Annotated in this window: 14 protein-coding genes and 1 pseudogene; 10 read left to right on the top strand and 5 right to left on the bottom strand. The window is 74.8% G+C overall.

What is annotated here, in order from left to right:
• Positions 1-126: 126 nt before the first annotated feature.
• A complete protein-coding gene (locus ACWCXH_RS31990) occupies positions 127-1071 on the bottom strand; it encodes an LAETG motif-containing sortase-dependent surface protein (protein ID WP_449804994.1) in 945 nt (314 codons plus the stop codon).
• A gap of 173 nt (positions 1072-1244) precedes the next feature.
• Positions 1245-2900 carry a pyridoxal-dependent decarboxylase gene (locus tag ACWCXH_RS31995; protein WP_449804995.1) on the bottom strand — a complete coding sequence of 552 codons (1656 nt, stop codon included), beginning with the start codon at positions 2898-2900 and terminating at the stop codon, positions 1245-1247.
• Between the two features lie 159 nt (positions 2901-3059).
• Here ACWCXH_RS31995 and ACWCXH_RS32000 point away from each other — a divergent pair, with 159 nt between their 5' ends.
• From ACWCXH_RS32000 to ACWCXH_RS32035, 8 genes are all read left to right on the top strand, one after another.
• Entirely contained in the window at positions 3060-3554 is a 495-nt protein-coding gene (locus ACWCXH_RS32000; RefSeq protein WP_449804996.1) for an Lrp/AsnC family transcriptional regulator, read from the top strand.
• A gap of 110 nt (positions 3555-3664) precedes the next feature.
• The gene (locus ACWCXH_RS32005) at positions 3665-7282 is read left to right on the top strand and encodes a WGR and DUF4132 domain-containing protein (RefSeq protein WP_449804997.1); all 3618 of its coding nucleotides are present in this window, start codon (positions 3665-3667) and stop codon (positions 7280-7282) included.
• Positions 7279-8385, top strand: a complete 1107-nt coding sequence (locus ACWCXH_RS32010; protein ID WP_449804998.1) for an ATP-binding protein — start codon at positions 7279-7281, stop codon at positions 8383-8385. The genes ACWCXH_RS32005 and ACWCXH_RS32010 overlap by 4 nt, the downstream gene beginning before the upstream one ends.
• Positions 8385-10892: a DUF5682 family protein gene (locus ACWCXH_RS32015; RefSeq protein ID WP_449804999.1), complete on the top strand. Its 2508-nt coding sequence runs from the start codon at positions 8385-8387 to the stop codon at positions 10890-10892. Before ACWCXH_RS32010 ends, ACWCXH_RS32015 begins: the two co-directional genes overlap by 1 nt.
• A complete protein-coding gene (locus tag ACWCXH_RS32020) occupies positions 10889-12034 on the top strand; it encodes a VWA domain-containing protein (RefSeq protein WP_449805000.1) in 1146 nt (381 codons plus the stop codon). The genes ACWCXH_RS32015 and ACWCXH_RS32020 overlap by 4 nt, the downstream gene beginning before the upstream one ends.
• A 449-nt stretch (positions 12035-12483) precedes the next feature.
• Complete coding sequence (locus ACWCXH_RS32025) at positions 12484-14499, top strand: hypothetical protein (RefSeq protein ID WP_449805001.1); 2016 nt, start codon at positions 12484-12486, stop codon at positions 14497-14499.
• Between the two features lie 138 nt (positions 14500-14637).
• Positions 14638-15870 (top strand): alpha/beta hydrolase family protein, encoded by a 1233-nt coding sequence (locus ACWCXH_RS32030; protein WP_449805002.1) that lies wholly within the window; start codon positions 14638-14640, stop codon positions 15868-15870.
• 181 nt (positions 15871-16051) lie between these two features.
• A complete protein-coding gene (locus ACWCXH_RS32035; RefSeq protein WP_449805003.1) occupies positions 16052-17722 on the top strand; it encodes a phospholipase D-like domain-containing protein in 1671 nt (556 codons plus the stop codon).
• A 7-nt stretch (positions 17723-17729) separates the two neighbouring features.
• Here the strand turns inward: ACWCXH_RS32035 and ACWCXH_RS32040 are convergent, their stop codons facing one another.
• Positions 17730-18698 carry an ArsR/SmtB family transcription factor gene (locus ACWCXH_RS32040; RefSeq protein ID WP_449805004.1) on the bottom strand — a complete coding sequence of 323 codons (969 nt, stop codon included), beginning with the start codon at positions 18696-18698 and terminating at the stop codon, positions 17730-17732.
• 171 nt (positions 18699-18869) lie between these two features.
• Here ACWCXH_RS32040 and ACWCXH_RS32045 point away from each other — a divergent pair, with 171 nt between their 5' ends.
• The gene (locus ACWCXH_RS32045) at positions 18870-19400 is read left to right on the top strand and encodes a hypothetical protein (RefSeq protein WP_449805005.1); all 531 of its coding nucleotides are present in this window, start codon (positions 18870-18872) and stop codon (positions 19398-19400) included.
• A 24-nt stretch (positions 19401-19424) separates the two neighbouring features.
• On the opposite strand, the gene ACWCXH_RS32050 is transcribed toward ACWCXH_RS32045, so the two are convergent.
• Entirely contained in the window at positions 19425-19817 is a 393-nt protein-coding gene (locus tag ACWCXH_RS32050; RefSeq protein WP_449805006.1) for a TetR/AcrR family transcriptional regulator C-terminal domain-containing protein, read from the bottom strand.
• Positions 19818-19873: 56 nt separating this feature from the next.
• Between ACWCXH_RS32050 and ACWCXH_RS32055 the strand changes: the two genes are divergently transcribed.
• The gene (locus ACWCXH_RS32055) at positions 19874-21346 is read left to right on the top strand and encodes a hypothetical protein (RefSeq protein WP_449805007.1); all 1473 of its coding nucleotides are present in this window, start codon (positions 19874-19876) and stop codon (positions 21344-21346) included.
• Here ACWCXH_RS32055 and ACWCXH_RS32060 read toward each other — a convergent pair.
• Positions 21339-21536 (bottom strand): annotated as a pseudogene (locus ACWCXH_RS32060) (hypothetical protein); the annotation flags it as partial. The gene ACWCXH_RS32055 and the pseudogene ACWCXH_RS32060 sit on opposite strands and share 8 nt — an antisense overlap.
• Positions 21537-21567: the final 31 nt, after the last annotated feature.

Raw genomic sequence — 21567 nt, forward strand, 5'->3', positions numbered from 1 at the left:
CTGGAGGCGATCGCCTACGTGCACGTCGCGGGCGGCACGATGGTCGACGGCGTCTGGCACGACACCCACGCCCACCCCGTCACCGAACCGGTGCTCACGGGCGTCCGACGTTCAGCGAGTACCGCGTCAGCTGCGGGAGCCGCGGCGACGGGCGATCACCAGCGCGCCGCCACCGACGGCGAGCAGCGCGGCGCCGCCGGCGCCGTAGGCGATCATCTGGCTGCTGTTGCCACCCGTGCTGGCCAGGGTCGGGGCGGCCTTGGTCGAGACCGGCTTGGCGCTCGGCTTGCCGACCGGGGCGGTCGTGTCGGCGCTGTCCGTCGGGGCGGACGGGGCCGGCGCGGCCGGGGAGGCCGACGGGGTGCCGGTGGTGGCCGGCGCCGACGGCTTGGTGCTGGTGGAGGCCGAGGGCGAGGCGCTGGTCGACGGCGTCGTCGTGGCCGTGGGCGTCCCGGTCGGGTGCGGGGTGGCGGTGGCCGTGGGCGAGGCCGAGGAGGTCGGCGTGCCGGTCGGGGTCGGCGTGCCCGTGGGGGTCGACGTCCCGGTCGGGGTCGGGGTCGGCGTGCAGGCCTTGCCGCCGTTCCAGGCCGTGATCAGGTCGTTCGGGAAGACACCGTTCGGGTATCGCGGCAGCGGGTTGGCGACCCCGTCGAACTTCTGGTCGTTGTTGTACAGGTCGATCTGGCCGAAGCACTTCGGCAGGTGGGCGCTGACGTCCAGGGTCGCCTGGCGGTGGCCGCTGTTGAGCGTGGTGGTCGCCCAGCCGAGGAAGGTCTGCTTGCCCGAGGTGGCCCAGGTCGGGCCCTCGGTGTCGTACGAGGCCAGCGAGACCTCGTAGTCGCAGCCCTCCGTGATGTCGCCGACGAGGCGGACCTGGACCACGCCGTGCGGCTGGTTCATCCGGCCCTCGTCGGCCCAGGACTTGCCGCCGTCCACCGAGTACTGCACGTTGACGTCGCCGCAGCCGCGCTCGGCCTGGGCGTTCGCGGTGCCGGCGGTGAGGAGCGGGGCGCCGATGGCTATGCCGAGAGCGGCGAGGGCCGGAAGGCTCCGGCGCAGGGGTTGGTGCACGAGGAAGCTCCCTAGGAGTTGTGCGGTTCGAGTGGGACTCACCGCTCCCCCGGTGGCGATCCGGACGGACCGTCACCGGAACTGAGCAGACGTGAAGTCGTGACCGTACCTGATGGCCCGGGAGCACCGTGCATCCAGGTCGGCGCCGGGGGCGTGGGAGCCGGTCAGGAGCGTCAGGCGGCGTGCGCGCGGTACTCCGGGTCCTCGGCGAGTTCGGCGAGGAGTGCGTCCAGCTTGGCCCGGTCGACCGAGGGCATCACGAAGACGTGTACGTAGCTGCGGCGGGTGGACTCGTCGCCCGGGACCATCACCACGTCCTGCGAGGACAGCGACCACTTCGCCACCAGCTCGGCGCTCGGCTTGCGGAAGCGCACGGTCACGGCGCCCGGGGTGCGGGCCGTCCAGAGGTCGACGCCCAGGTCCGCCGCCATGGCGCACAGGCGGCGCTCCAGGTAGCCGGCGAGCTCCTGGGCGCGGCGGATGCGGTCCACCTGGTCCTGGTAGGAGTGGCGGGAGAGGTGATCCCAGAGGACCAGCGGGGAGAAGCCGTTGCGGGAGCCGGCGAAGGTGGTGTCGGGCGCGCCTATGTAGTCGGGCTGGGACGGCGGGCAGATCTGGTACTTGACCTTCGTCATGTAGATGCCGCAGGGCCAGGGCGCGCCGGGCCACTTGTGGCCGCTCATGGCGATCGAGGAGACCATGTCGACGTCGCCGTGCTCCGCGGTGGGCAGGGTCAGGCCGAAGTCGAACTCGGGCAGCTCGACCTCGGGCGTCCAGCCGTACTGCTGGTCGGTCGCGGCGAGCCGCATGAAGGGCGCGTAGCCCGCGCCGAGGGCGCCGTCCACGTGGATCCAGAAGCCGCGGCGCACGTCGACCAGGGGCTCCCCGGTGGCCGGGTCGGTGCCGTAGACGACCTCGCGCTGCACGAGGCCGTGGCGCTCGAAGATCGGCAGAAGGCGCTCGCACACCGCGCGGACGTCGTCGTGCGCGCCCTTGAAGGTGCTGCCGAGGTTGAGGTTGACGAAGACCGGGTGCCCCTTGGCCGCGAAGAACTCGACCAGGACGGCGAGCGCGTCGACGTCGATCTCGCCCGTGCCGTCCCAGGAGCGGCCGGACGGGCCGGGGCGCGAGGGCACCTCGGTGGGCCACTCCCGGCGCCCGGTGACCGGGTCGACCAGCGGGCACTCGTCCGCGTACTTCTCCAGGCCGACGGCGTGGAAGGTCTCGACGCCGAGGACGCACACGGCCTTGGCGAAGGAGTAGTGGGTGTCCTCGGAGTAGAAGGCCACCGGGCGGTGGGCGTTCGGGTTGCGGCGGTCGGGCGCGGCGCTGACGTAGCGCAGGGCGTCGAACGGAGCCGCCGGCGGCTGGATCAGCGCCTTGCCGCTCAGGTAGTCGCGGGCGTTCCAGAGCGCGTACATGTTGCCCTCGGTCGAGCCCATGGACAGCATGTAGCCCCAGTACGACTCGGGGTCGGCGGGGTCGTGCGGGCGCTGGGCGTTCCACAGCTTCGCGTAGTAGTCGAGCACGGCGGCCTCGACGACCTTGGTGTTGGGCTTGTAGCCGCCGCTCTGGAACGGGTCGCCGAGGTTGTTGATGTTGTTCGGCATGAACCGGGCCAGGTCCAGCGCGGTGCCCTGCATGTCCTGGGTGGCCTGGTAGCCGACCAGGTGCCTGCGCTTGCGCGTCAGGTACTCGTCGACCGTGTCGAGCGCCCGCTGGCGCTGCGCCTCGTCCAGGCCGCTCGCGGGGAGCGCGAACTCGCCGCCGTCCAGCTCCGGGCCGGGGTCGACGGCGGTGCCGGCGGTGAACGTGGCGGTCGGGCTCATGCGGAGGCGCTCCGGGAGTCGGCGGGGTGGGCGGCAGGCGTCGCCTGCGGGCCCCAGGATGGAACTTCCCGGCGTCTTTGAGAAGCTCGTCCGAAGGAAATTCGGTCGAGGACCGCACAGCCTTGCGAATCGTCGGAAACAGCTGGAATCCTGGCTGGCATGCCGAACAATCCGCAGGCCGCCCGGCGGACCCCCCTGGACGACGTGGACCGGGCGATCATCCGCGCCCTGGCCGACAACGCCCGCATCCCGAACAACGCCCTCGCCGAGACGGTGGGCATCGCCCCCTCCACCTGCCTGGCCCGCGTCCGGGCGCTCCAGGAGCGCGGCATCATCCGCGCCTTCCGCGCCGAGGTCGACCCGGCGGCGATCGGGCTGCCGCTCCAGGCGATGATCTCGGTGCGCCTGCGCGCCCACACCCGCGAGCAGAACGAGAGCTTCCGCAACACCGCCCCCGACCTGCCCGGCGTCCTGGCCGTGTTCCACATGGCCGGCTCCGACGACTACCTCCTGCACGTCGGCGTCGCCGGCCCGGAGGCACTGCGCGACTTCGTCGTCGACCACCTGACGACCCACCCGGCGGTGGCCCAGACCCGGACCAACCTGATCTTCGAGCAGATACCCGGCCGCCGGTACCTCGCACCCCCGCGCTGACCTGGGCGGGAGGGCCCCGGCCGACTGTCGGTGATGCTCGCTATGGTTTCGCCATCGATCACCGGATGGACGTGCACCCGGTGGCTGGCCACGGCATGCGAGGAGGGGCTGTGCGGCGCTGGGAGTTCGTCGGGGACGGATCCGCGAAGTTCTGGGAGGCGGAGGTCGAGGGCGCGTCGGTGCGCGTGCGCTACGGCCGGATCGGTTCGCAGGGGCGCCTCCAGGTGAAGGAGCTGGGCGGTGCCGACGCGGCGCGGGCGCAGTTCGAGAAGCTGGTGGCGGAGAAGGAGCGCAAGGGGTACGCGGAGGTGGCCCCCGCGGCGGCGGCTTCCGCCGCCGGGACGGCGCAGCGTCCGGAGCCTGCTCAAGAAGCCGCCGAGCCCGTCGGGCTGCCGGACGAGGACGCCTTCGTCCTGCCCGCCGCGTGGAAGAAGCTGGTCCGGCCGCGCCGTGGCGGCACCGTGCGCAAGGCGACTCCGCTGCGACCGGAGGCCGTCGAGCAGGAGGAGCAGCTGATCGCGGCCGAGCGGGACTGGATCGAGCAGGTGCTGACCGACCGGCACGCCGACCCGGAGCTGGTCCGGGCCGCCCGCGCCTACCTCGCCGGGGAGGCCAATCCGCTCGGCGCCGCCGTGCTGAGCGGCCTGCTCCCGAACCGGTGGTGGAACGACGACCGGGCGCACTCGCCGTACCCTGACGCCTGGGTGCTGCGGCACGGGCTGACGTTCGCAGCCCGCACGGTGGTGGAGCTCTTCGAGGTCGAGATCGGCTGGCTGCAGGGCGGGAGCGTCCGCCGCGATCCGAGGCTGCGGTTCCGGGGGCCGACGGAGTTCGTCCCGCTGCACGTCGGGTCCCTGCCCGCACGGTGGGTGCGGGAGCTGCTCGTCGCGGTCGACGAGGCGACGTACCAAGAGGCCGTCGCCGCGCTCGACGCCTCCCGCACCTCCCCGCGCCGCCGCGCCGTGGCGGCCTACCTCGTGCCGGGCACGCCGGGCTGGGCCGACGCCTGTCTCGACGACGAGCCCGGGTACGGCGCCGGCGGGGACGTGCTCCGGTCCCTGCTGGTGTACGCGCTCGACGATCCGTCGCAGGTGGCGCGGCTCGGCCCGGCGCCGAAGCTGACGTGGAACAGCTGGCGGACGGAGCTCTTCGCCACACTCGCCGACACCCTCGGGACGGCCTGCGTCCCGTTCCTGGCCGAGGCGGTCGACCGCGCCTCGGGCTCCGACCAGATGCGCGCCATCACCTCGGTCGCGGCGCAGTTCCCCACCGACGACGCGTTCCGCGTCCTGGTCGCCCGCATCGACGACAAGCACGCCCGACCCGCCCTCCAGGAGGCCATGCAGCGCTACCCGGTCCGGGCCACGCGGCTGCTCGCCGAGGCGGCGCGCGGGGAGGGCAAGAACGCGACGGCCGCGCGGCAGCTCCTCAACACCCACGTGTTGCTGAGCCGGCCCCACCTGCCCGAGTTGCTCGCCCGACTCGACGACACCACTGCCGAGTTGGTCCGCTCGCTGGACGGCGCCCGCGAGCGCGTGGCCGACGCGTCGCCGGAGGCGCTTCCGGCGGTGCTGGTCTCGCCGCCGTGGACGCGCAAGCGCACGGTCCGCAAGCCGCGCGTGCTCGCGGGCCTCACGGCGGACGACGCGCCGCAGGTGGCGTGGCGCACGGGCGAGCAGGAGCGCTGGGCGCGGACGGAAATCGACGGGTGGCGGATCTCCGAGGGGACGAACTGGGAGTCGGAGGCGAAGCGGATCTTCGGCACCAACGACTCCGGCCTCTGGTACGCGAGCAACCTGCTGCTCCAGGGCCCGGCCGAGGTGCTCGCGCCGTGGCTGGAGCAGTGGCAGCCCACCGACCTGTACGGCGGGCACGAGTACCTGCGTCCCGTCGTCGCCAAGTACGGTCTGTCGGCACTGCCGTGCGCCGTCTCGATGGCCCGCGCCAAGCCGGGGAACTACGCGCCGCTCCTGCTGCCGTACCTCGCGCCGGCCGTGGCGCCGGTCATGGCCGACGCACTGGTGCGGCTCAAGTCCGCGCAGCCGGTGGCCCGTTCGTGGTTCGCCCGGCACGGCATACCGGGCGCCCTGTTCCTCGTCCCCGACGCGGTCGGCCCGGTCGGCCGGGCCCGCGGCGCCGCCGAGCAGGGGCTGCGGCTGGTCGCCTCCTCCGAGGGCAACGAGGCCGTGCTGGCCGCCGTGTCCGCCCGCTTCGGCGCGGAGGCGGCGGAGATCGTCGCCGAGGCCCTGGCCACGGACCCGCTGGAGAACGCCCTGCCCGCGAAGATGCCCGTGCTGCCCGCGTGGGTGCAGCCCGCCGTGCTGCCGCAGCTGCTGCTCACCGGGGGCGGGGCGCTGCCGGAGGAGTCCGTCCGGCACGTGCTGACGATGCTCGCGCTGTCGAAGCCCGGCGACCCGTACCCCGGGCTCGCCGCCGTCGTCGACGTCTGCCGCGCCGACTCGCTGGCCGCCTTCGCCTGGGCGCTGTTCGAGGAGTGGCGGCAGGTCGCGATGCCCGCCAAGGAGAGCTGGACACTGCACGCGCTCGGCTTCCTCGGGGACGACGAGACGGTCCGCAGGCTCACCCCCGTCGTGCGCGACTGGCCCGGGCAGGGCGCCCACCACCGCGCGGTCGAGGGGCTGGGCGTGCTGGCGGCCATCGGCAGCGACGTCGCCCTCCTGCACCTGCACGGGATCGCCCAGCGGGTGAAGTTCAAGGCGCTCAAGGAGCGCGCCCAGGAGAAGATCGCCGAGGTCGCCGAGGGCCTGGGCCTGACCGGCGACCAGCTGTCGGACCGGCTCGTGCCGGACCTCGGGCTCGACGCGGACGGTACGACGGTCGTCGACTACGGCCAGCGCCGTTTCACGGTCGGCTTCGACGAGCAGCTGCGCCCGTTCGTGCTCGACGAGGACGGCAAGCGCCGCAAGGACCTGCCCGCCCCCGGCGTCCGGGACGACCAGGAGCTGGCGCCGGCCGAGCGCAAGCGGTTCGTCGCGCTGAAGAAGGACGTCCGGACGATCGCCTCGGACCAGGTGCGCCGGCTGGAGGCGGCCATGGTCGCCGGGCGGAGCTGGACAGCGGCCGAGTTCCGGGAGCTGTTCGTCGGGCACCCGTTGGTGTGGCACCTCGTGCGGCGCCTGGTCTGGCTCGCGGACGGCACGAACGGTGTGACCACCGCCTTCCGCGTCGCCGAGGACCGCACCTTCGCGGACGTCGAGGACGACGAGTTCACCCTGCCCGACGACGCGGCGGTCCGCCTCGCCCACCCGCTGCACCTCGGCGAGGCCCTGGCGGTGTGGTCAGAGCTGTTCGCGGACTACGAGATCCTCCAGCCGTTCCCGCAACTCGGCCGCGCGGTGCGGCACGTGACGCCGGAGGAGGCCGCCGTCAGCCACCTGCACCGCTTCGAGGGCTGCAAGGTGCCGACGGGCCGCCTGCTCGGCCTGACCAAGCGCGGCTGGGAGCGCGGGGCGCCGCAGGACGCCGGCATCGAGCGCTGGTTCTCCAAGAAGCTCGGCGAGGGCCTGTACCTGGTCATCGAACTCAACGAGGGGATCTGGGTCGGGGTCGTCGACGAGTTCCCCGACCAGACCTTCGAGACCGTGTGGCTGGACCGGTCGCCGCGTGACTTCTGGCGCAACACCCAGTACCCGGCGACCTTCGGCGAGCTCGACCCCGTCGTCGCCTCCGAGCTGCTCGCCGACCTGGAGGAGGTGACGGCCCCGTGAGCGCCGTGGACGTCGACGCCGTGGACGTCGAGGACATCACGCTCCAGCGCCCGCCCGCCGAGGTCCGCTACGCGGAGGAGCTCGCCGCACTGCGCGCCGCGGACGACGCCCCGCGCCCACCCGGGTGGCAGCTGAGCCTGCGGGCCGCGCGCCGGTTCGTCGTCGGGGACGACGAGGCCGGGATCAGCCGCAAGTTCGTCGGCAACGCCTCGCTCGTGGAGCGGGCACTGGTGACGCTCGCGACCAACCGCGGCCTGCTGCTGGTCGGCGAGCCCGGCACCGCCAAGTCGCTGCTGTCGGAGCTGATCGCGGCGGCGGTGAGCGGTACGTCCACGCTGACCGTCCAGGGCGGCGCGGCCACCACCGAAGACCAGATCAAGTACTCGTGGAACTACGCGCTGCTCGTCTCCGAGGGCCCGTCGACGCGCTCCCTCGTCCCCGCGCCGATGCTGCGCGGCATGGCCGAGGGGCGGATCGTCCGCTTCGAGGAGATCACCCGCTGCCCCCTGGAGGTGCAGGACTGCCTGCTCTCGCTGCTGTCCGAACGCGTCCTGGCCGTACCGGAGTTGGACGGACCGGAGGGCATGGTGTTCGCCCGCGCCGGGTTCAACGTCATCGCCACCGCCAACACCCGGGACCGCGGCGTCAACGAGATGAGCGCGGCCCTCAAGCGCCGGTTCAACTTCGAGACGGTCTTCCCGATCCCGGACTTCGACACCGAACTCGCCCTCGTCGAGGCCGAGGCGGGCGCGCTGCTGCGCCGCTCCGGGGTCGAGGCGGCACCGGACCGCGACGTGCTGGAGGTGCTCGTCGGGACGTTCCGCGAGCTGCGCGGCGACCACGGCTCGGCCGGGCGGATATCCGCCGTGATGAGCACGGCGGAGGCGGTGGCGGTGGCGCACGCGGTCGGCGTGCGCGGCTGGTTCCTGCGCGGCGAGCCCGGTGACGCGGCCGACGTCGTGACCTGCCTCGCGGGCACGGCGGCCAAGGACAGCCCGGAGGACCTCGCCCGGCTGCGCCGCTTCCTGGAGCAGCAGGCGAGCGGCCGGCGCGGCGCCCAGTGGCAGGCCCTCTACGAGGCACGACACCTGCTGGCCGGCTGATGGCCGCGGAACTGCAGTGCGGTGAGCCGGTGTTCAGCGGTGAGCCGGTGTTCAGCGGTGAGCCGGTGTTCAGCGGTGAGCCGGTGTTCATCGGCGTGCGGCACCACTCGCCGGCGTGCGCGCGCCTGGTGGCGGAGACCGTCGAGGCCCTCCGCCCCGCCTTCGTGCTGGTGGAGGGCCCCGCGGACATGAACCGCCGGCTCGACGAGTTGCTGCTCGGCCACGAGCTGCCGGTCGCCGTGTTCAGCCACTACCGCGACGACGCGCGCACGGCGACGTCCTGGACGCCGCTGTGCGACTACTCGCCGGAGTGGGTCGCGCTCACCCGCGGGCGGGCGGTGGGCGCGGAGGTGCGGTTCGTCGACCTGCCGGCCTGGCACCCGGCCTTCGTCGAGCGGTCCGTGCCGCTGGCCAACCGGTTCGCCGACGCCGAGGCGCGGTACGCGGAGGCGACGCGGCGGCTGTGCGCGCGGTTCGGCACCGACTCGGTGGACGCCCTGTGGGACAGCCTCGTCGAAGTCGCCGATCCGGAGAGCCTGGCGCGGCGGCTCGACGCCTACTTCGAGCTGGTCCGCGGGGACGCGGAGGCCGAACCGGGCGACCGGGCGCGGGAGGCGTACATGGCCCGGTGGGTCCGGGCCGCGCTCGCGCGGGCCGGTGGCCGGCCGGTCGTCGTGGTGACCGGCGGGTTCCACACGCCCGCGCTCCGCACGCTGGTCGCCGGCGGAGGCACCGAGGACTGGCCGGAGGTGCCGCAGCCGCCGGACGGCGCGCTCGGCGGCAGCTTCCTCGTGCCGTACTCCTTCCGCCAGCTGGACGCCTTCGCCGGCTACCAGTCCGGCATGCCCTCCCCGGGCTACTACCAACTCCTGTGGGAGCAGGGACCGTCCGCTGCCGCCGTCGGCCTGCTGGAGCGGATCGTCCGGCGGCTGCGCGAGCGGCGCGTCCCCGTCTCGACGGCCGACCTGATCGCCGCCCGGAGCCTCGCCGACGGCCTCGCGGCGATGCGCGGCCACCCCGTGCCGGCCCGCACCGACGTCCTGGACGGTCTCGCGAGCGCCCTGATCAGCGAGGCGTTGGAGCAGCCGCTGCCGTGGAGCGGGGGCGGCACGCTGGCCCCCGGCACCGATCCCGCGGTGGTCGAGATGGTGGCCGCGAGCACCGGCGAGCGGGTCGGCCGGCTGCACCCGGACACGCCCGCCCCGCCGCTGGTGCACGACGTCGCGGCCGAGCTGGAGCGGTGCGGCGTCGCGTCCGGCCGCGAGGTGCGGGCGGACCTCACCGATCCGGCGGGGCTGCGGCGCAGCCGCGTGCTGCACCGGCTGCGGGTCCTGGGCATCCCGGGGCACGTCCGCACGGCCGGACCGACGACCGGCGCGGACCCGGTCTTCACCGAGACGTGGGAGCCCACTCCGGAGCACGGGCGCGAGGCCGCGCTGATCGAGGCGGGCGCGTACGGCGCCCGGCTGGACGAGGCCGCCGCCGTCGCGCTCACCGAGCGCGCCCGGACGGCCGGGGCCGGGCAGGGCGGCGCGGCGGGCGCGAGGGCTGGGCACGGCGGCGCGGGAGGATCAGCCACCGCACCGGCCACAGCACCGACCACCGGCACGGGCGCCACGTCCGGCACGGCACCGGCCGCCGCGCCGGCCACCGGGGACCGCGCGCTGTCCCTGGCGCTCTTCGACGCCGCACTGTGCGGCGCGGACGCGCTGTCGGCCGAACTGCTGGGCACGCTCGCCGCCCGCGTCCGGGCGATCGCCGAACTCGGCCCGGCGGGCGAGGTGCTGACGACCGCCCTGCACCTGTGGCGGCACGACCGCGTCTACGGTGTGGCGGGCGGGCCGCTGCTCGGCGAGGTCGTGGACGCGGCCGTACAGCGCGTCCTCTGGCTCGCCGAGGGGCTGCACGGCGGCTCCGGCGTCGACCCCGGGCGCCTGCGCGCCATGGCCGCCACCCGGGACGCCCTCCGGCACGCGGAGGGCCTGCTGACGCTCCCCCGCGCCGCCGCCCTCGACACGGCCCGCCGCATCGCGGCCGACCCCGCCGCCCCGGCCGACCTGCGGGGCGCCGCGCTCGGCCTGCGCCGCTCCCTCGGGCACGGCCACGGCGAGGCCGGCCCGCGGGCGCGGGGGCTCGCGGCGGCGGACCCGCAGGAGTTCGGCGACTGGCTGGCCGGACTGTTCGCCCTCGCCCGGGACGAGGTGACGGGCCACGGCGACGGCCCCGCCCTCCTCGACGAGCTCGACGACATCGTCACCGCCATGACCGGCGACGACTTCCTGACCGGCCTGCCCGCCCTGCGACAGGCCTTCGCCCACTTCCCGCCCCGCGAGCGCGAACGCATCGCCGAGCGCCTGCTGGCCCGGCGCGGCCGGCGCGGCTCGGCCCGCGCGCTGCTGCGCACCTCGGCCGACCCGCTGGCCCTGGCCCGCGCCCGAACCCTGGAGGACACCGTGCACCGCCTGCTCGACCGGTACGGCCTGCGGGCCCCCGAGGTGGCCCCGTGACGACCACCACCGACGAGGGCCTGGAGCGCTGGCGGCTGATCCTGGGCGCCCCTGCCGAGCGTGCCACCGGGCCGCTGGGCCCCCGGGGCGTCGCCCGCGACGCGGCTCTCGAATGGCTCTACGGCCGCGACGGCGACCTGGAGCGGCGCGGCATCCGCCGCGGCCCGACCGACCCCGGGCGCAGCGGCGGCAGCGGTCCGTCCCAACTCACCCCCGTGGACTGGCTCGACGCGGTCCACCGGCTCTTCCCCAAGGAGACCGTCGAGCGGCTGGAGCGGGACGCCGTCGAGCGGTACGGGATCGACGAGATCGTCACCGACCCCGAGGTCCTCTCCCGGGTCGAGCCCAGCGCGACCCTGCTGCGTGCCGTACTGCGCACCAAGCACCTGATGAACCCCGACGTGCTCGTCATGGCCCGGCGCATCGTCGAAGCGGTGGTCCGGGAGCTGCTGGACCGCCTCCGCCCCGAGCTGCGCCGGTCGTTCACCGGCGCCCGCTCGCGCCGCCCCAGCCGCCTGCCGCTGGCCCGCGACTTCGACTTCCGGGGCACCATCCAGGCCAACTTGGCCCACTACCGGCCGGAGGAGCGCCGGGTGCTGATCGAGCGGCCGCGCTTCCACTCCCGCACCCGGCGGCACCTGGAGCAGTGGCAGCTGATCCTGCTGGTCGACCAGTCGGGCTCGATGGTCGGCTCGGTGATCCACTCCGCCGTCACGGCCGCCTGCCTGTGGAGCCTGCCGGGCCTGCGCACCCACCTGATCGCCTTCGACACCTCCGTGGTGGACCTGACCGCCGACGTGACCGACCCCGTCGAACTGCTCATGCGGGTCCAGCTCGGCGGCGGCACCGACATCGCCCGTGCCGTCGACTACGCCGCCGGGCTGGTCGACAACCCGCGCCGCGCCATCGTCGCGATCGTCTCCGACTTCTACGAGGGCGGCGACCCGCACCGGCTGGTCCGCACGGTCCGGGGCCTGGTCGAGCAGGGCGCGACCGTGCTCGGCCTGGCCGCCCTCGACGAGGAGGCCGACCCGGTCTACGACCGCGGGCTCGCCGGACGGCTGGCCGGGGTCGGCGCCCACGTCGGCGCCATGACGCCGGGCCGGCTGGCCGAGTTCGTCGCCGAGAAGGTCGGCCGATGAGCGGGCGATCAATGAAGAGGTGCGCGTTGCGCGAAGCGACCGCCGAGCGCAGCGTGGTGGGCGCATGAGCGAACGCAGTGAGCGAATCATCGAAAGGTGTGCGTTGCGCGAAGCGACCGCCGAGTCCAGCGTGGTGGGCGCATGAGCGAGCGCAGTGAGCGAATCATCGAAAGGTGTGCGTTGCGCGAAGCGACCGCCGAGCGCAGCGTGGTGGGCGCATGAGCGAGCGCAGTGAGCGAATCATCGAAAGGTGCGCGTTGCGCGAAGCGACCGCCGAGCGCAGCGTGGTGGGCGCATGAGCGAGCGCAGTGAGCGAATCATCGAAAGGTGTGCGTTGCGCGAAGCGACCGCCGAGCGCAGCGTGGTGGGCGCATGAGCGAACGCAGTGAGCGAATCATCGAAAGGTGCGCGTTGCGCGAAGCGACCGCCGAGCGCAGCGAGGTGGGCGCATGAGCGCCGGGGCGCCGCCGCGCGCGGACCTCCTCGCCCTCGGCACCGACACGCTCGCCGCGCTCGCCAACCGCGGCCTGGTCAAGCGTGCCGCCAAGGACCTGGACGCGGGTACCGGGCCCGAGGTCGGGCACGCCGACGACGGCAGCGTCCTCGGCGTCCACCCGGACGGCACCCGGACCCGCCTGCCCGTGGGCGCCGGACTCGACGCCGCCGAGTGCGGCTGCGCCGCTCCCGGCGTGTGCCGGCACCTGATCGGGCTGGTCCTGGCCTACCAGCGCAAGTACGAGGCGGCCGCGTCGCCTGCCGAACCCGTATGGTCCCCGGGCGAGTTCGATGACGAGCAGCTCGCCGCGGCGCTGGGCCGAGCCTCCCTCGCCGCCGCGCGCCGCGCCTTCGACGCCGGTTACACGGCGACCGTCCACCACGGCGGCGAGGGGCGGCCCGCGCCCTGGGTCGAACTCGCCGGCTGCACCGTACGCTTCCCCGTCCCGCACGGCCTCGGCCACGCGCTCACCGACGCCGCCGCACACCGCCGTGGCGAGACGATCGCGCTCGCGGTCTGGGCCTTCCGCGCGGCCGACGCGCTCACCGGCGATGGGGGCACTGCGCACGTCCAGGTCTCCGTCGGCGGCCCGGCACCCGCCACCCGCCCGGCGGACGACGCCGGGCTCGACGAGGCCCTCGCGCTCGCCGACGAACTGCTGCTTGACGGCGTCTCCCACGCCACCCCGGTGTTCACCGCCCAACTCGGGCGCGCGGCGACGGCGTTGTCCCGTTCCGCACTGCACTGGCCGGCCGCCGCGATAGCGGAGCTGCGCGACCAGGTCGATGCCTACGCCGCCCGCGACACCCGCTACGCGGCCGCGACCGCCGCCGAGTTGGTCGCCGAGCTCCACGCCCGCCGCCGGGCCGCCACCCTCGACCGTCCGGGCGCGCTCGGCACCCGGGAGCCCGCCGACACCCCGTTGCGCCGGGTCCGGCTGGTCGCGCTCGGCTGCCGGATCTCGGGCCGGTCGGCGGCGGAACGCACCGCGGAGGTGTACTTCGCCCAACCGGACGTCGGAATCGCCCTCGTCCTGCGCAAACGCTGGGACCTGACGGAGGGCCAACACCTCGTTGGCGCCGACCTCGCAGCCCGGCGCGTGCTCGGTTCCCCGCTGCGGGCGCTCGCCACGGCCAACGTCGTCAGCGAGACCATCTCCCGCAGCGCCGGCCGGGCGGTGACCATCGGCCGTGGCCGCGTGGCCGCCACGAGCGTCACCCCACTCGGCTCGGCCTGGGCCGACCTGCCCGACACGCTCCGCGTCCGCGACGCCGCCGCCCACCTGCGGGCCCGGGACGGCCGGCCACCCGCGCTGATCCGCCCCCGGGTCGCGGCCGACACCGCCCGGGTGCTGGAGGTCGCCTCCGTCGACCCGCTCGGCTACGACGCCGCCGAGCAGCGCCTGGAGGCGGTCGTCCGGGACCCGTCCGGCACCGGGACGCTGCTCCGCGCCGAGCACGACCCGGCCTGCCCCGGCCGGCTCGACGCCCTCGCCGAAGCGCTCGGCAGCGGCCGAGTACGGTACGTCAGCGGCCTGTTGACCAGACACCACGGCCGCCCGGTGCTCGACCCGCTGGCCGTCCTCACCCCGGACGGCCCGGTCGTCCCCGACCTCGCCGCCGACGCCGGCACGGGCACACTCACACCCGCCTCCGGCGCACGCACGGCCGGCGACCCGATCACCCACGCCCTCGAAACCGGCCTCGCCGTACTCGCCGAACTCCTCCACACCGGCCTGCGCGGCTCCGGGCCCGCCGCCCGCGACCGCCTCGCCTCCTCGGCCGCACGGCTGCGCCGAACCGGCCTGCTCGGCGGCGCCGCTCTGCTGGAGTCGCTCGCCGGGGCCCTCGCCTACGGCACCGCCACCGAGGCGGTGACGGCCTGGGCGGACGCCGCGGTACACCTGCTCGTCGCCCTCGAACAGCATCAGGAGAACGACTCCGCCGACCGCATCGGCCCACGGATGTAAACCCGTGGGCCCATGCGCGGGCGGCTGATCAACCGGTGGGCCGATGCCGGGCCGGAAGGGTTCGTGACAGCGTTCCTCCCGTGCCCACGGACCTTCCGTCGCGGCATGACTGACGATTAGTCACCTCGGGGAGGATCCGTGATCACCACGCAGTTCACTGAGCCGGTCGGCCTGACGCGCCGCCGCATGCTGGGAGCCGCGCTGGCCGCCGGGGCCGCCGTGCCGCTCGCCGCCGCCGCCGGCCCCGCGTGGGCGGACCCGGGCGCGCCGGGCGGCGCGCCTGCCCCCGCCCCGGCGCGGTTCACCCTGCCCGAGCCCACCGGGCCGCACCCGGTGGGCCAGGTGCAGCTGCACCTCGTCGACCGGTCGCGCCCGGACGACATCGCGGGCCCCGGGCACTTCCGCGAGCTCATGGCCACCGTCTGGTACCCCGCGCGGGACGTCGACCGGTACCCGGTGGCACCGTGGATGCCGGCCGCCGCACTGAAGGCGTTCCTCGCCGACGTGGGGTTCAGCTCCGTGGCCGACCTGGCGCCGCTCACCGCCGGCCACGTCGGGGCTCCGGTCCGGCAGTCCGGACGACGGCTGCCCGTCGTCGTCTACTCGCACGGTGCGCACAGCCACCAGGGCGACCACACCGTCATCGTCCAGGAGCTCGCCAGCCACGGCTACGCGGTCGTGACGGTGGCCCACGCGTACGACACGTTCACGGAGTTCCCCGACGGGCGGCTCGCCGTCCCGTACCGCGACCCGAAGGCGCCCACGTTCCCCGGGGACTTCGCCGCGGACGTCCGCTTCCTCCTCGACTGCGTCGAACAGCTCGCCGCCGGGTGCAATCCGGACGTCGACGGGCGGGAGCTGCCGACCGGGCTGCTCGGCTCCCTCGACCCGCGGCGCATGGGCGCGTTCGGCTGGTCGAAGGGCGGGACGGCCACCGCCTGCGCCACGCTCGCGGACCGGCGCATCCGGGCCGGGCTGAGCCTCGACGGCCCGATGGAGATGAGGCCGGCGCTCAGCGGCGACCTGGACCGGCCGTTCATGATGATGACCGCCGAGTTCACCCGGGCCACGGATCCCGCCGCCGAGGCGTTCTGGTCGCACCTGCGGGGCTGGCGGCTCAACATCCAGGCCCAGGGCGCCGCCCACGTGTCGTACGGCGACGACGAGGCACTGTTCCCGCAGGTGGCGAAGCTGTTCGGGTGGAGCCCCCAGCAACTCCAGGGCTCGATCGGCACCCTCGACCCGGACGAGGCGGTCCGGGTCCAGCAGGCGTACCCGCTCGCCTTCTTCGACGAGCACCTGCGCCACCGTCGCGGGCACCTGCTCGACGGGCCGTCACCGGCCTTCCCGGACGTGGCGTTCCTCTCCTGAGGATCCATCGGCGACGGCGGTCCGCGGTGCCCCAACCGGGCGCTGCAGGCCGCTGTCGGTCTTCGCGGGCGGCCGACGGCCTTCCCTTGATAGGACCCTGACATGACATAGGGTTACCTTAAGGTAATTTTAAGGGGCCGATCGGGTGAACAATCCCCGGACCCTCGTGAAGGACTTGCACATGCACCACCACAACCGTGCCGCCGCCTCCCGCCGCCGCACCGCCGTCTCGGCGCTCGCGCTCACCGCCGCCCTCGGCGTGCTGACCGCGACCCCCGCGACGGCGGCCCCGGCCCCCGCCCCTGCGCCGACCCCCGCGCAGCCCGGCGCCACCCCGTACCTCGACGCCGTCGAGGCGACGCTGCGCCAGGTCTCCCCCGGCCTCGACGGATCGGTCTGGCAGCGGACCGCCGGCAACCGGCTCGACGCCCCGGCCGACGACCCGGGCGCCTGGCTGCTCCAGACCCCCGGCTGCTGGGGCGACCCGTCCTGCACCGACCGGCCGGGCACCCGCCGCCTGCTCGACAAGATGCGCGAGAACATCTCCCGCGCCACCCGCACCGTCGACATCTCGACCCTCGCACCCTTCCCGGACGGCGCGTTCCAGGACGCCATCGCCGCCGGCCTCAAGGCCTCCGTCGCCGCCGGGAACCGGCCGCACGTGCGGATCCTGGCCGGCGCCGCGCCGCTGCTGAACATCAGCGCCGTCCCGTCGAAGTACCGGGACGAGCTGGTGGCCAGGCTCGGTGACGCCGCGTCGGCCGTCACGCTCGAAGTCGCCTCGATGACCACGTCGAAGACCTCCTTCTCCTGGAACCACTCCAAGCTGCTCGTCGTCGACGGCCAGAGCGTCATCACCGGCGGCATCAACAACTGGAAGAAGGACTACCTCGACACCGACCACCCGGTCTCGGACGTCGACCTCGCGCTGAACGGCCCCGCCGCCGCCTCCGCCGGGGCCTACCTGGACACCCTGTGGAACTGGACCTGCCGCAACACCGGCACGTTCTCCGCCGCGTGGTTCGCCTCCACCAACGGCGCCCCGTGCACCCCCGACCTGGAACAGCGGTCCAACCCGGCCGCCAAGGACGCGCCCACGACCGGCAACGTCCCCGTGATCGCCGTCGGCGGCCTCGGCGTCGGCATCCGCGACTTCGACCCGACCTCCGCGTACCGGCCGAAGGACGTCCCGAACCCCTCCGACGTGAAGTGCGGCCCGATCGGCCTGCACGACAACACCAACAGCGACCGCAACTACGAGACGGTCAACCCGGAGGAGAACGCCCTGCGGGCGCTGGTCGCCGCCGCCGGCAGCCACATCGAAATCTCCCAGCAGGACCTCAACGGCACCTGCCCGCCCATGCCCCACTACGACGCCCGGCTCTACGACCTGCTCGCCGCCAAGATGGCCGACGGCGTCAAGGTGCGCATCGTCGTCAGCGACCCGGCCAACCGCGGCACGGTGGGCAGCGGCGGCTACTCGCAGATCAAGTCGCTGAGCGAGATCAGCGACGTGCTCAAGGCCCGCCTGACCGCCCGCCTCGGCGACCAGGCGCAGGCGCGGACCGCGATGTGCCGCAACCTCCAGCTCGCGAGCTTCCGCGCCACCCCCGCCGCGACCTGGGCCGACGGCCACCCGTACGCCCTGCACCACAAGCTCGTCTCGGTCGACGGCTCGGCCTTCTACATCGGCTCCAAGAACCTCTACCCGGCCTGGCTCCAGGACTTCGGGTACGTCGTCGAGGACCGCACGGCCGCCGGTCAGCTCGACGCGCAGCTGCTCTCGCCGCAGTGGCAGTACTCGCAGGCCGCCGCGACGGTCGACTACGCGCGCGGGATCTGCCAGGCCTGACGCCCGGTCAAGGTGCGAGCAGCCGGTGGCCCAGCCCCGTCCGGCTGTGGCGGACCGCGCGGCCGCTCCGGACGGTGGTGACCAGTCCGGCGCGGCGCAGCGCGCGGGCGTGCTCGGAGGCGGACGCGAGGCTGATGCCGAGCTCCTCGGCGAGCTGGCTGGTGGTCGGCTCGCGGTCGGCCAGGCGCAGCACGGCCGCGCGGGTGCGGCCCAGCAGGGCGGCGATCGGGTCGTCCTGCGGGCCGTCCGGCGGCCCGGACCCGGCGAGGAGCGGCAGCGGGGTGACAGCCGGGTAGACCAGCACCAGGCCGTGCGGGTACGGCCCGACCAGCGGCCCTCCGGCCCACTGCGCGGAGGGCATCAGCACCAGTCCGGCGCCGTCCGGCCGGACGTCCGACTCGCGCGAGGACGGGATATCCAGGGTGCTGCCGCGCCACCGGCTGCCCGGGAGGAGCCCGGCCAGCATCCCGCGCAGGCCGTGCTCGCGCTGGACCCGGGCGCGCCACGCGAGGTCGGTGTCGAAGCCGGCCCGCAGGCGCGGCCAGGCGGTGCCGACCAGGTCCGGGTAGGCGGCGCGCATCGCGCGCTCCAGGTACTGCCATGCGTCCCGGTCCTGGTCGGCGAGGTGGCACAGCAGGGTGGTGGCGGGCAGTCCGGCGGTGGTGACGCGGGTCAGCTCGCGGTGCACGAGCGTCGCGGTCGAGCTGCGGACGGCTTCGAGGCCCTGGTCGAGGTCCTCGCTGGGCGGGTCGAGGAAGAGCGGCCCCGCGCCGGTGGGCGGCACCAGTTGCCGCAGCGGGGCGACGGCGGCCCGGATCCGGGGCGTGCTCAGCGAGCGGCGCCAGCGGGCGAACACCGGTCCGCCGTCGCGGCGTTGGAGCATCGCCACGGCGAGCCCGAGCTCCAGGAGCGGGGCGGGTCCGTCGGCGAAGCGGACGCCGAGCAGGTCCTCGGCGGTGAAGTGGATGCGCAGCACCGTTCCTCCCCTGTGGCGTCGGGTGTTCCGGCAAGTCGCCGGTCGCCAGCGAGGTTTCGGCCCCAGCCGAAAGCGTCGCGGGTGTCGCGTCCACCGTTCGACGATAGCCATCGCGCCCCCCATAGGGGAGGGGGCGCACACTCTCTTCCACCGTCCGCCAGGAGGCCCGCCATGTCCCTGTGCCGGGCCCGACCGTTCGTCGTCGCCGCCGCGATGGCCGCGGCACTGCTGGCCGCGGCGCCGACTGCCCAGGCCCACACGGGCGGTGGCGACGGGTGGCAGCCGTACAAGAGCGGGGACGCGGACTTCCCGGCCGGCGCGCTCTGCCCGTTCCACCTGCACATCGGAGTGCTGGTGGAGGGCGAGGAGACCAAGGTGGCCGCGCGCTACCCCGACGGCTCGCCGGCGGAGGTGCTGTGGCGCGGCCCGCTCGTGCTGCGCTACACCGACGTGGACAGCGGGCGCAGCGTCGACCGCGACCAGAGCGGCAAGGCCACCGAGTACGAGCTGCCCGACCACAGCGTCCTGTGGCTGATCCCGAAGAACTCGCACATCTCGGCGCGGGTCCGCGCCGGGAACCCGTACCACGCGCCCGGCGACTTCCTGTTCAGCGGCGGTGTGACGCTGCTGGTCCACCCGGACGGGCAGCCGCAGGTGCTGGAGCAGCACCAGGTGGAGAACCTGTGCGAGACGCTGGCGTGAGACCGGCGATCAGGCCTGCGGGACTCAGGCCCGCGGGGTGAGGCCGTCGAGGAGGGCGCGGACCGATTCCGTCGCGAACTCGTCCGTCGTGGGCGGGAGCAGTACCCCGGGCGGGGCTTCGTCGGCGTAGAAGACCTCCAGGAACGCCCGGTGGAAGCACGCGCCGATCAGGAGCACCGCCGCCGCGTGCGGGTCGAGGGCGGCCGAGACTCGGCCGAGTCGCTGTTCGGCCGCCAGGTACCCGGCGAGGCGGGTGCCGACCTGGTGCGGGCCGGCGTCGCCGAGCTTGCGGCGGTGGGCGGCGAGCAGCTCGGGGCTGGCGAGGACGGAGCCGGCCATCGGGAACGACTGGCAGTAGAACGGGACGGCGACCCGGACCCGCTTCCGGCACGCCGTCGGGGTCAGCGGCTGAGGCACCGGGCGCACCGGAACTCACTTGTGACGCACGGTCGGGGCACGGTACAGAGGGAGCCGTGCCCACCACCGAACTCGCGCGCCTGCGCCACGCCGCGCGGCCCGACAGCCTCCCGTCCCTCCGCCGTCTCGACGACGCACTGACCCGCACCGGCCGGCTCGTCCGGGGACGGCCCGTACGGGAGTGGACGGCCCTGCTGGCCAAGGTGTTCTACTCCGCTCCGAGTCACCGGCTCGGGTCCGCCGACGGCTCCGCACTCACCGAGTGGCGCCTGGAGCCCAACTGGCTGCCGGAGACGACGGACCGCCCGGCCGAGGCCATCGACGCCCTCGTCGAGGCGGGACTCGCGGCCGTGCCCGCGCTGGTGGAGGCGCTCACCGCCCACCCGCCCCGGCCGGACCGGGGCCGGATGCGGGTGGTCGCCGGCTGCGTCGACGCGCTCGCCCGGATCCGGCCCGTGCCCACGTGCGCCGTCCCGGCCGTGCTGGCGGCGCTCCGCACGGCCAGCCCGAGGGCCGCGTCCGCCCTGCTCTTCCACCTCTCGGGCCCGCTGCGCCCGCGCGCCACCGCACTCGCCGTCGCCGCCGTGGCCGAACGCCTGCACCCCGGCCAGGAGGAGCGCGTACGCATCCACGCCGCCCAGGCCCTCTCCCGCCTCGACGGCCCGCTGCCCACTTCGGCGCGCGCGGCGGCCCTCGCCGGGCTGGGCGATCCGCTGCTCCTCGTGCGGCGGTACTGCGTCCACGCGCTCGGCCGGGTGCCGGGGCCCGACACCGAGGCCGCCACCGCGCTGCGCGCCGAGGGCGGACGGGAAGACGTGAACCTTCCGGACGTCATCCGCGCCCTCGCCCAGCACGACGAGCAACAGGCGCTCTTGATGCTCCGTCAGGCAATCTCCGACACGACCGCCGAGGACCAGCGCCGGGCCCGATGCCTGCACGTGGCCGCGGAGTTGGGGCACCGGGCTCGCCCCCTGCTGCCGTTCCTACGTCCCGGCGAGCCGATCGACGAGGCCGCGGCCCGCGCGATGCGCCTCGATCCCACCGACTCCCCTGCGGAACCGCCGAGTTCCCGTCGCCGGCTGCTCCGGCACGTCGCCGACCTCGCCGCCGACGACCGCCCACTCGCCGTCCGCATCGCACTCGCCGCCGTCCGGGAGGCGGCCCACCTGTACGACCCGAAGCCCGACGTGCGCGCGGCCGTCGCGGCCGTCTCTCGGCGGCTCGCAAAACCGCTGGAGCCGTGGCCGGACCACCCGGGCGAGCCGGACCTCGGCCACGACGACCCGTGGGAGTCCTGGCAGCGCGCCCTCGTCCGCCGCGCCGCCGGTCACCTGTCCTTCCTCACCGGCCCGCAGGCCGCCCCCACCCACGCCGTCGCCGCCGTGGACCACGCGTGCCGCGCCCTCGCGGCGAGCCTCGCCCCGGGACTCTCGGTCGTCTGCGTCGAGACGCCCCGGGACGAGCAGGAGGCAGTCGCCCGCATCCACCGCGCCATCGCCGCCGAGGTCCCGAAGGTCCTCGCCACCTGATGCCCGCCGCCACCGGCAGGTGGTCGCTGCCGGTGTCCGGCAGGACCCGGGAGCTCGTCGCCGTCACGCCGCGGACCAGGACCTGGTCGATCCGCACCACCGGGAAGGACGCCGGGTAGCTGAAGCCGAAGCCGTCCCCGGCCGTGTCCTGGACCGAACGCATCCGTGCGGTGAGACCGGCGAACGCGCGGGCGCCAGCGCCGTGAGGACCGGGCCGCGCC

It is taken from the genome of Kitasatospora sp. NPDC001660 (assembly GCF_053596725.1).

What these genes read in the sequence shown, in the direction of transcription:
- ACWCXH_RS31995 (WP_449804995.1), bottom strand. Translation starts at nt 2,900, where the DNA reads ATGAGCCCGACCGCCACGTTCACCGCCGGCACCGCCGTCGACCCCGGC.
- ACWCXH_RS32000 (WP_449804996.1), top strand. Translation starts at nt 3,060, where the DNA reads ATGCCGAACAATCCGCAGGCCGCCCGGCGGACCCCCCTGGACGACGTG.
- ACWCXH_RS32015 (WP_449804999.1), top strand. Translation starts at nt 8,385, where the DNA reads ATGGCCGCGGAACTGCAGTGCGGTGAGCCGGTGTTCAGCGGTGAGCCG.
- ACWCXH_RS32025 (WP_449805001.1), top strand. Translation starts at nt 12,484, where the DNA reads ATGAGCGCCGGGGCGCCGCCGCGCGCGGACCTCCTCGCCCTCGGCACC.
- ACWCXH_RS32035 (WP_449805003.1), top strand. Translation starts at nt 16,052, where the DNA reads ATGCACCACCACAACCGTGCCGCCGCCTCCCGCCGCCGCACCGCCGTC.
- ACWCXH_RS32045 (WP_449805005.1), top strand. Translation starts at nt 18,870, where the DNA reads ATGTCCCTGTGCCGGGCCCGACCGTTCGTCGTCGCCGCCGCGATGGCC.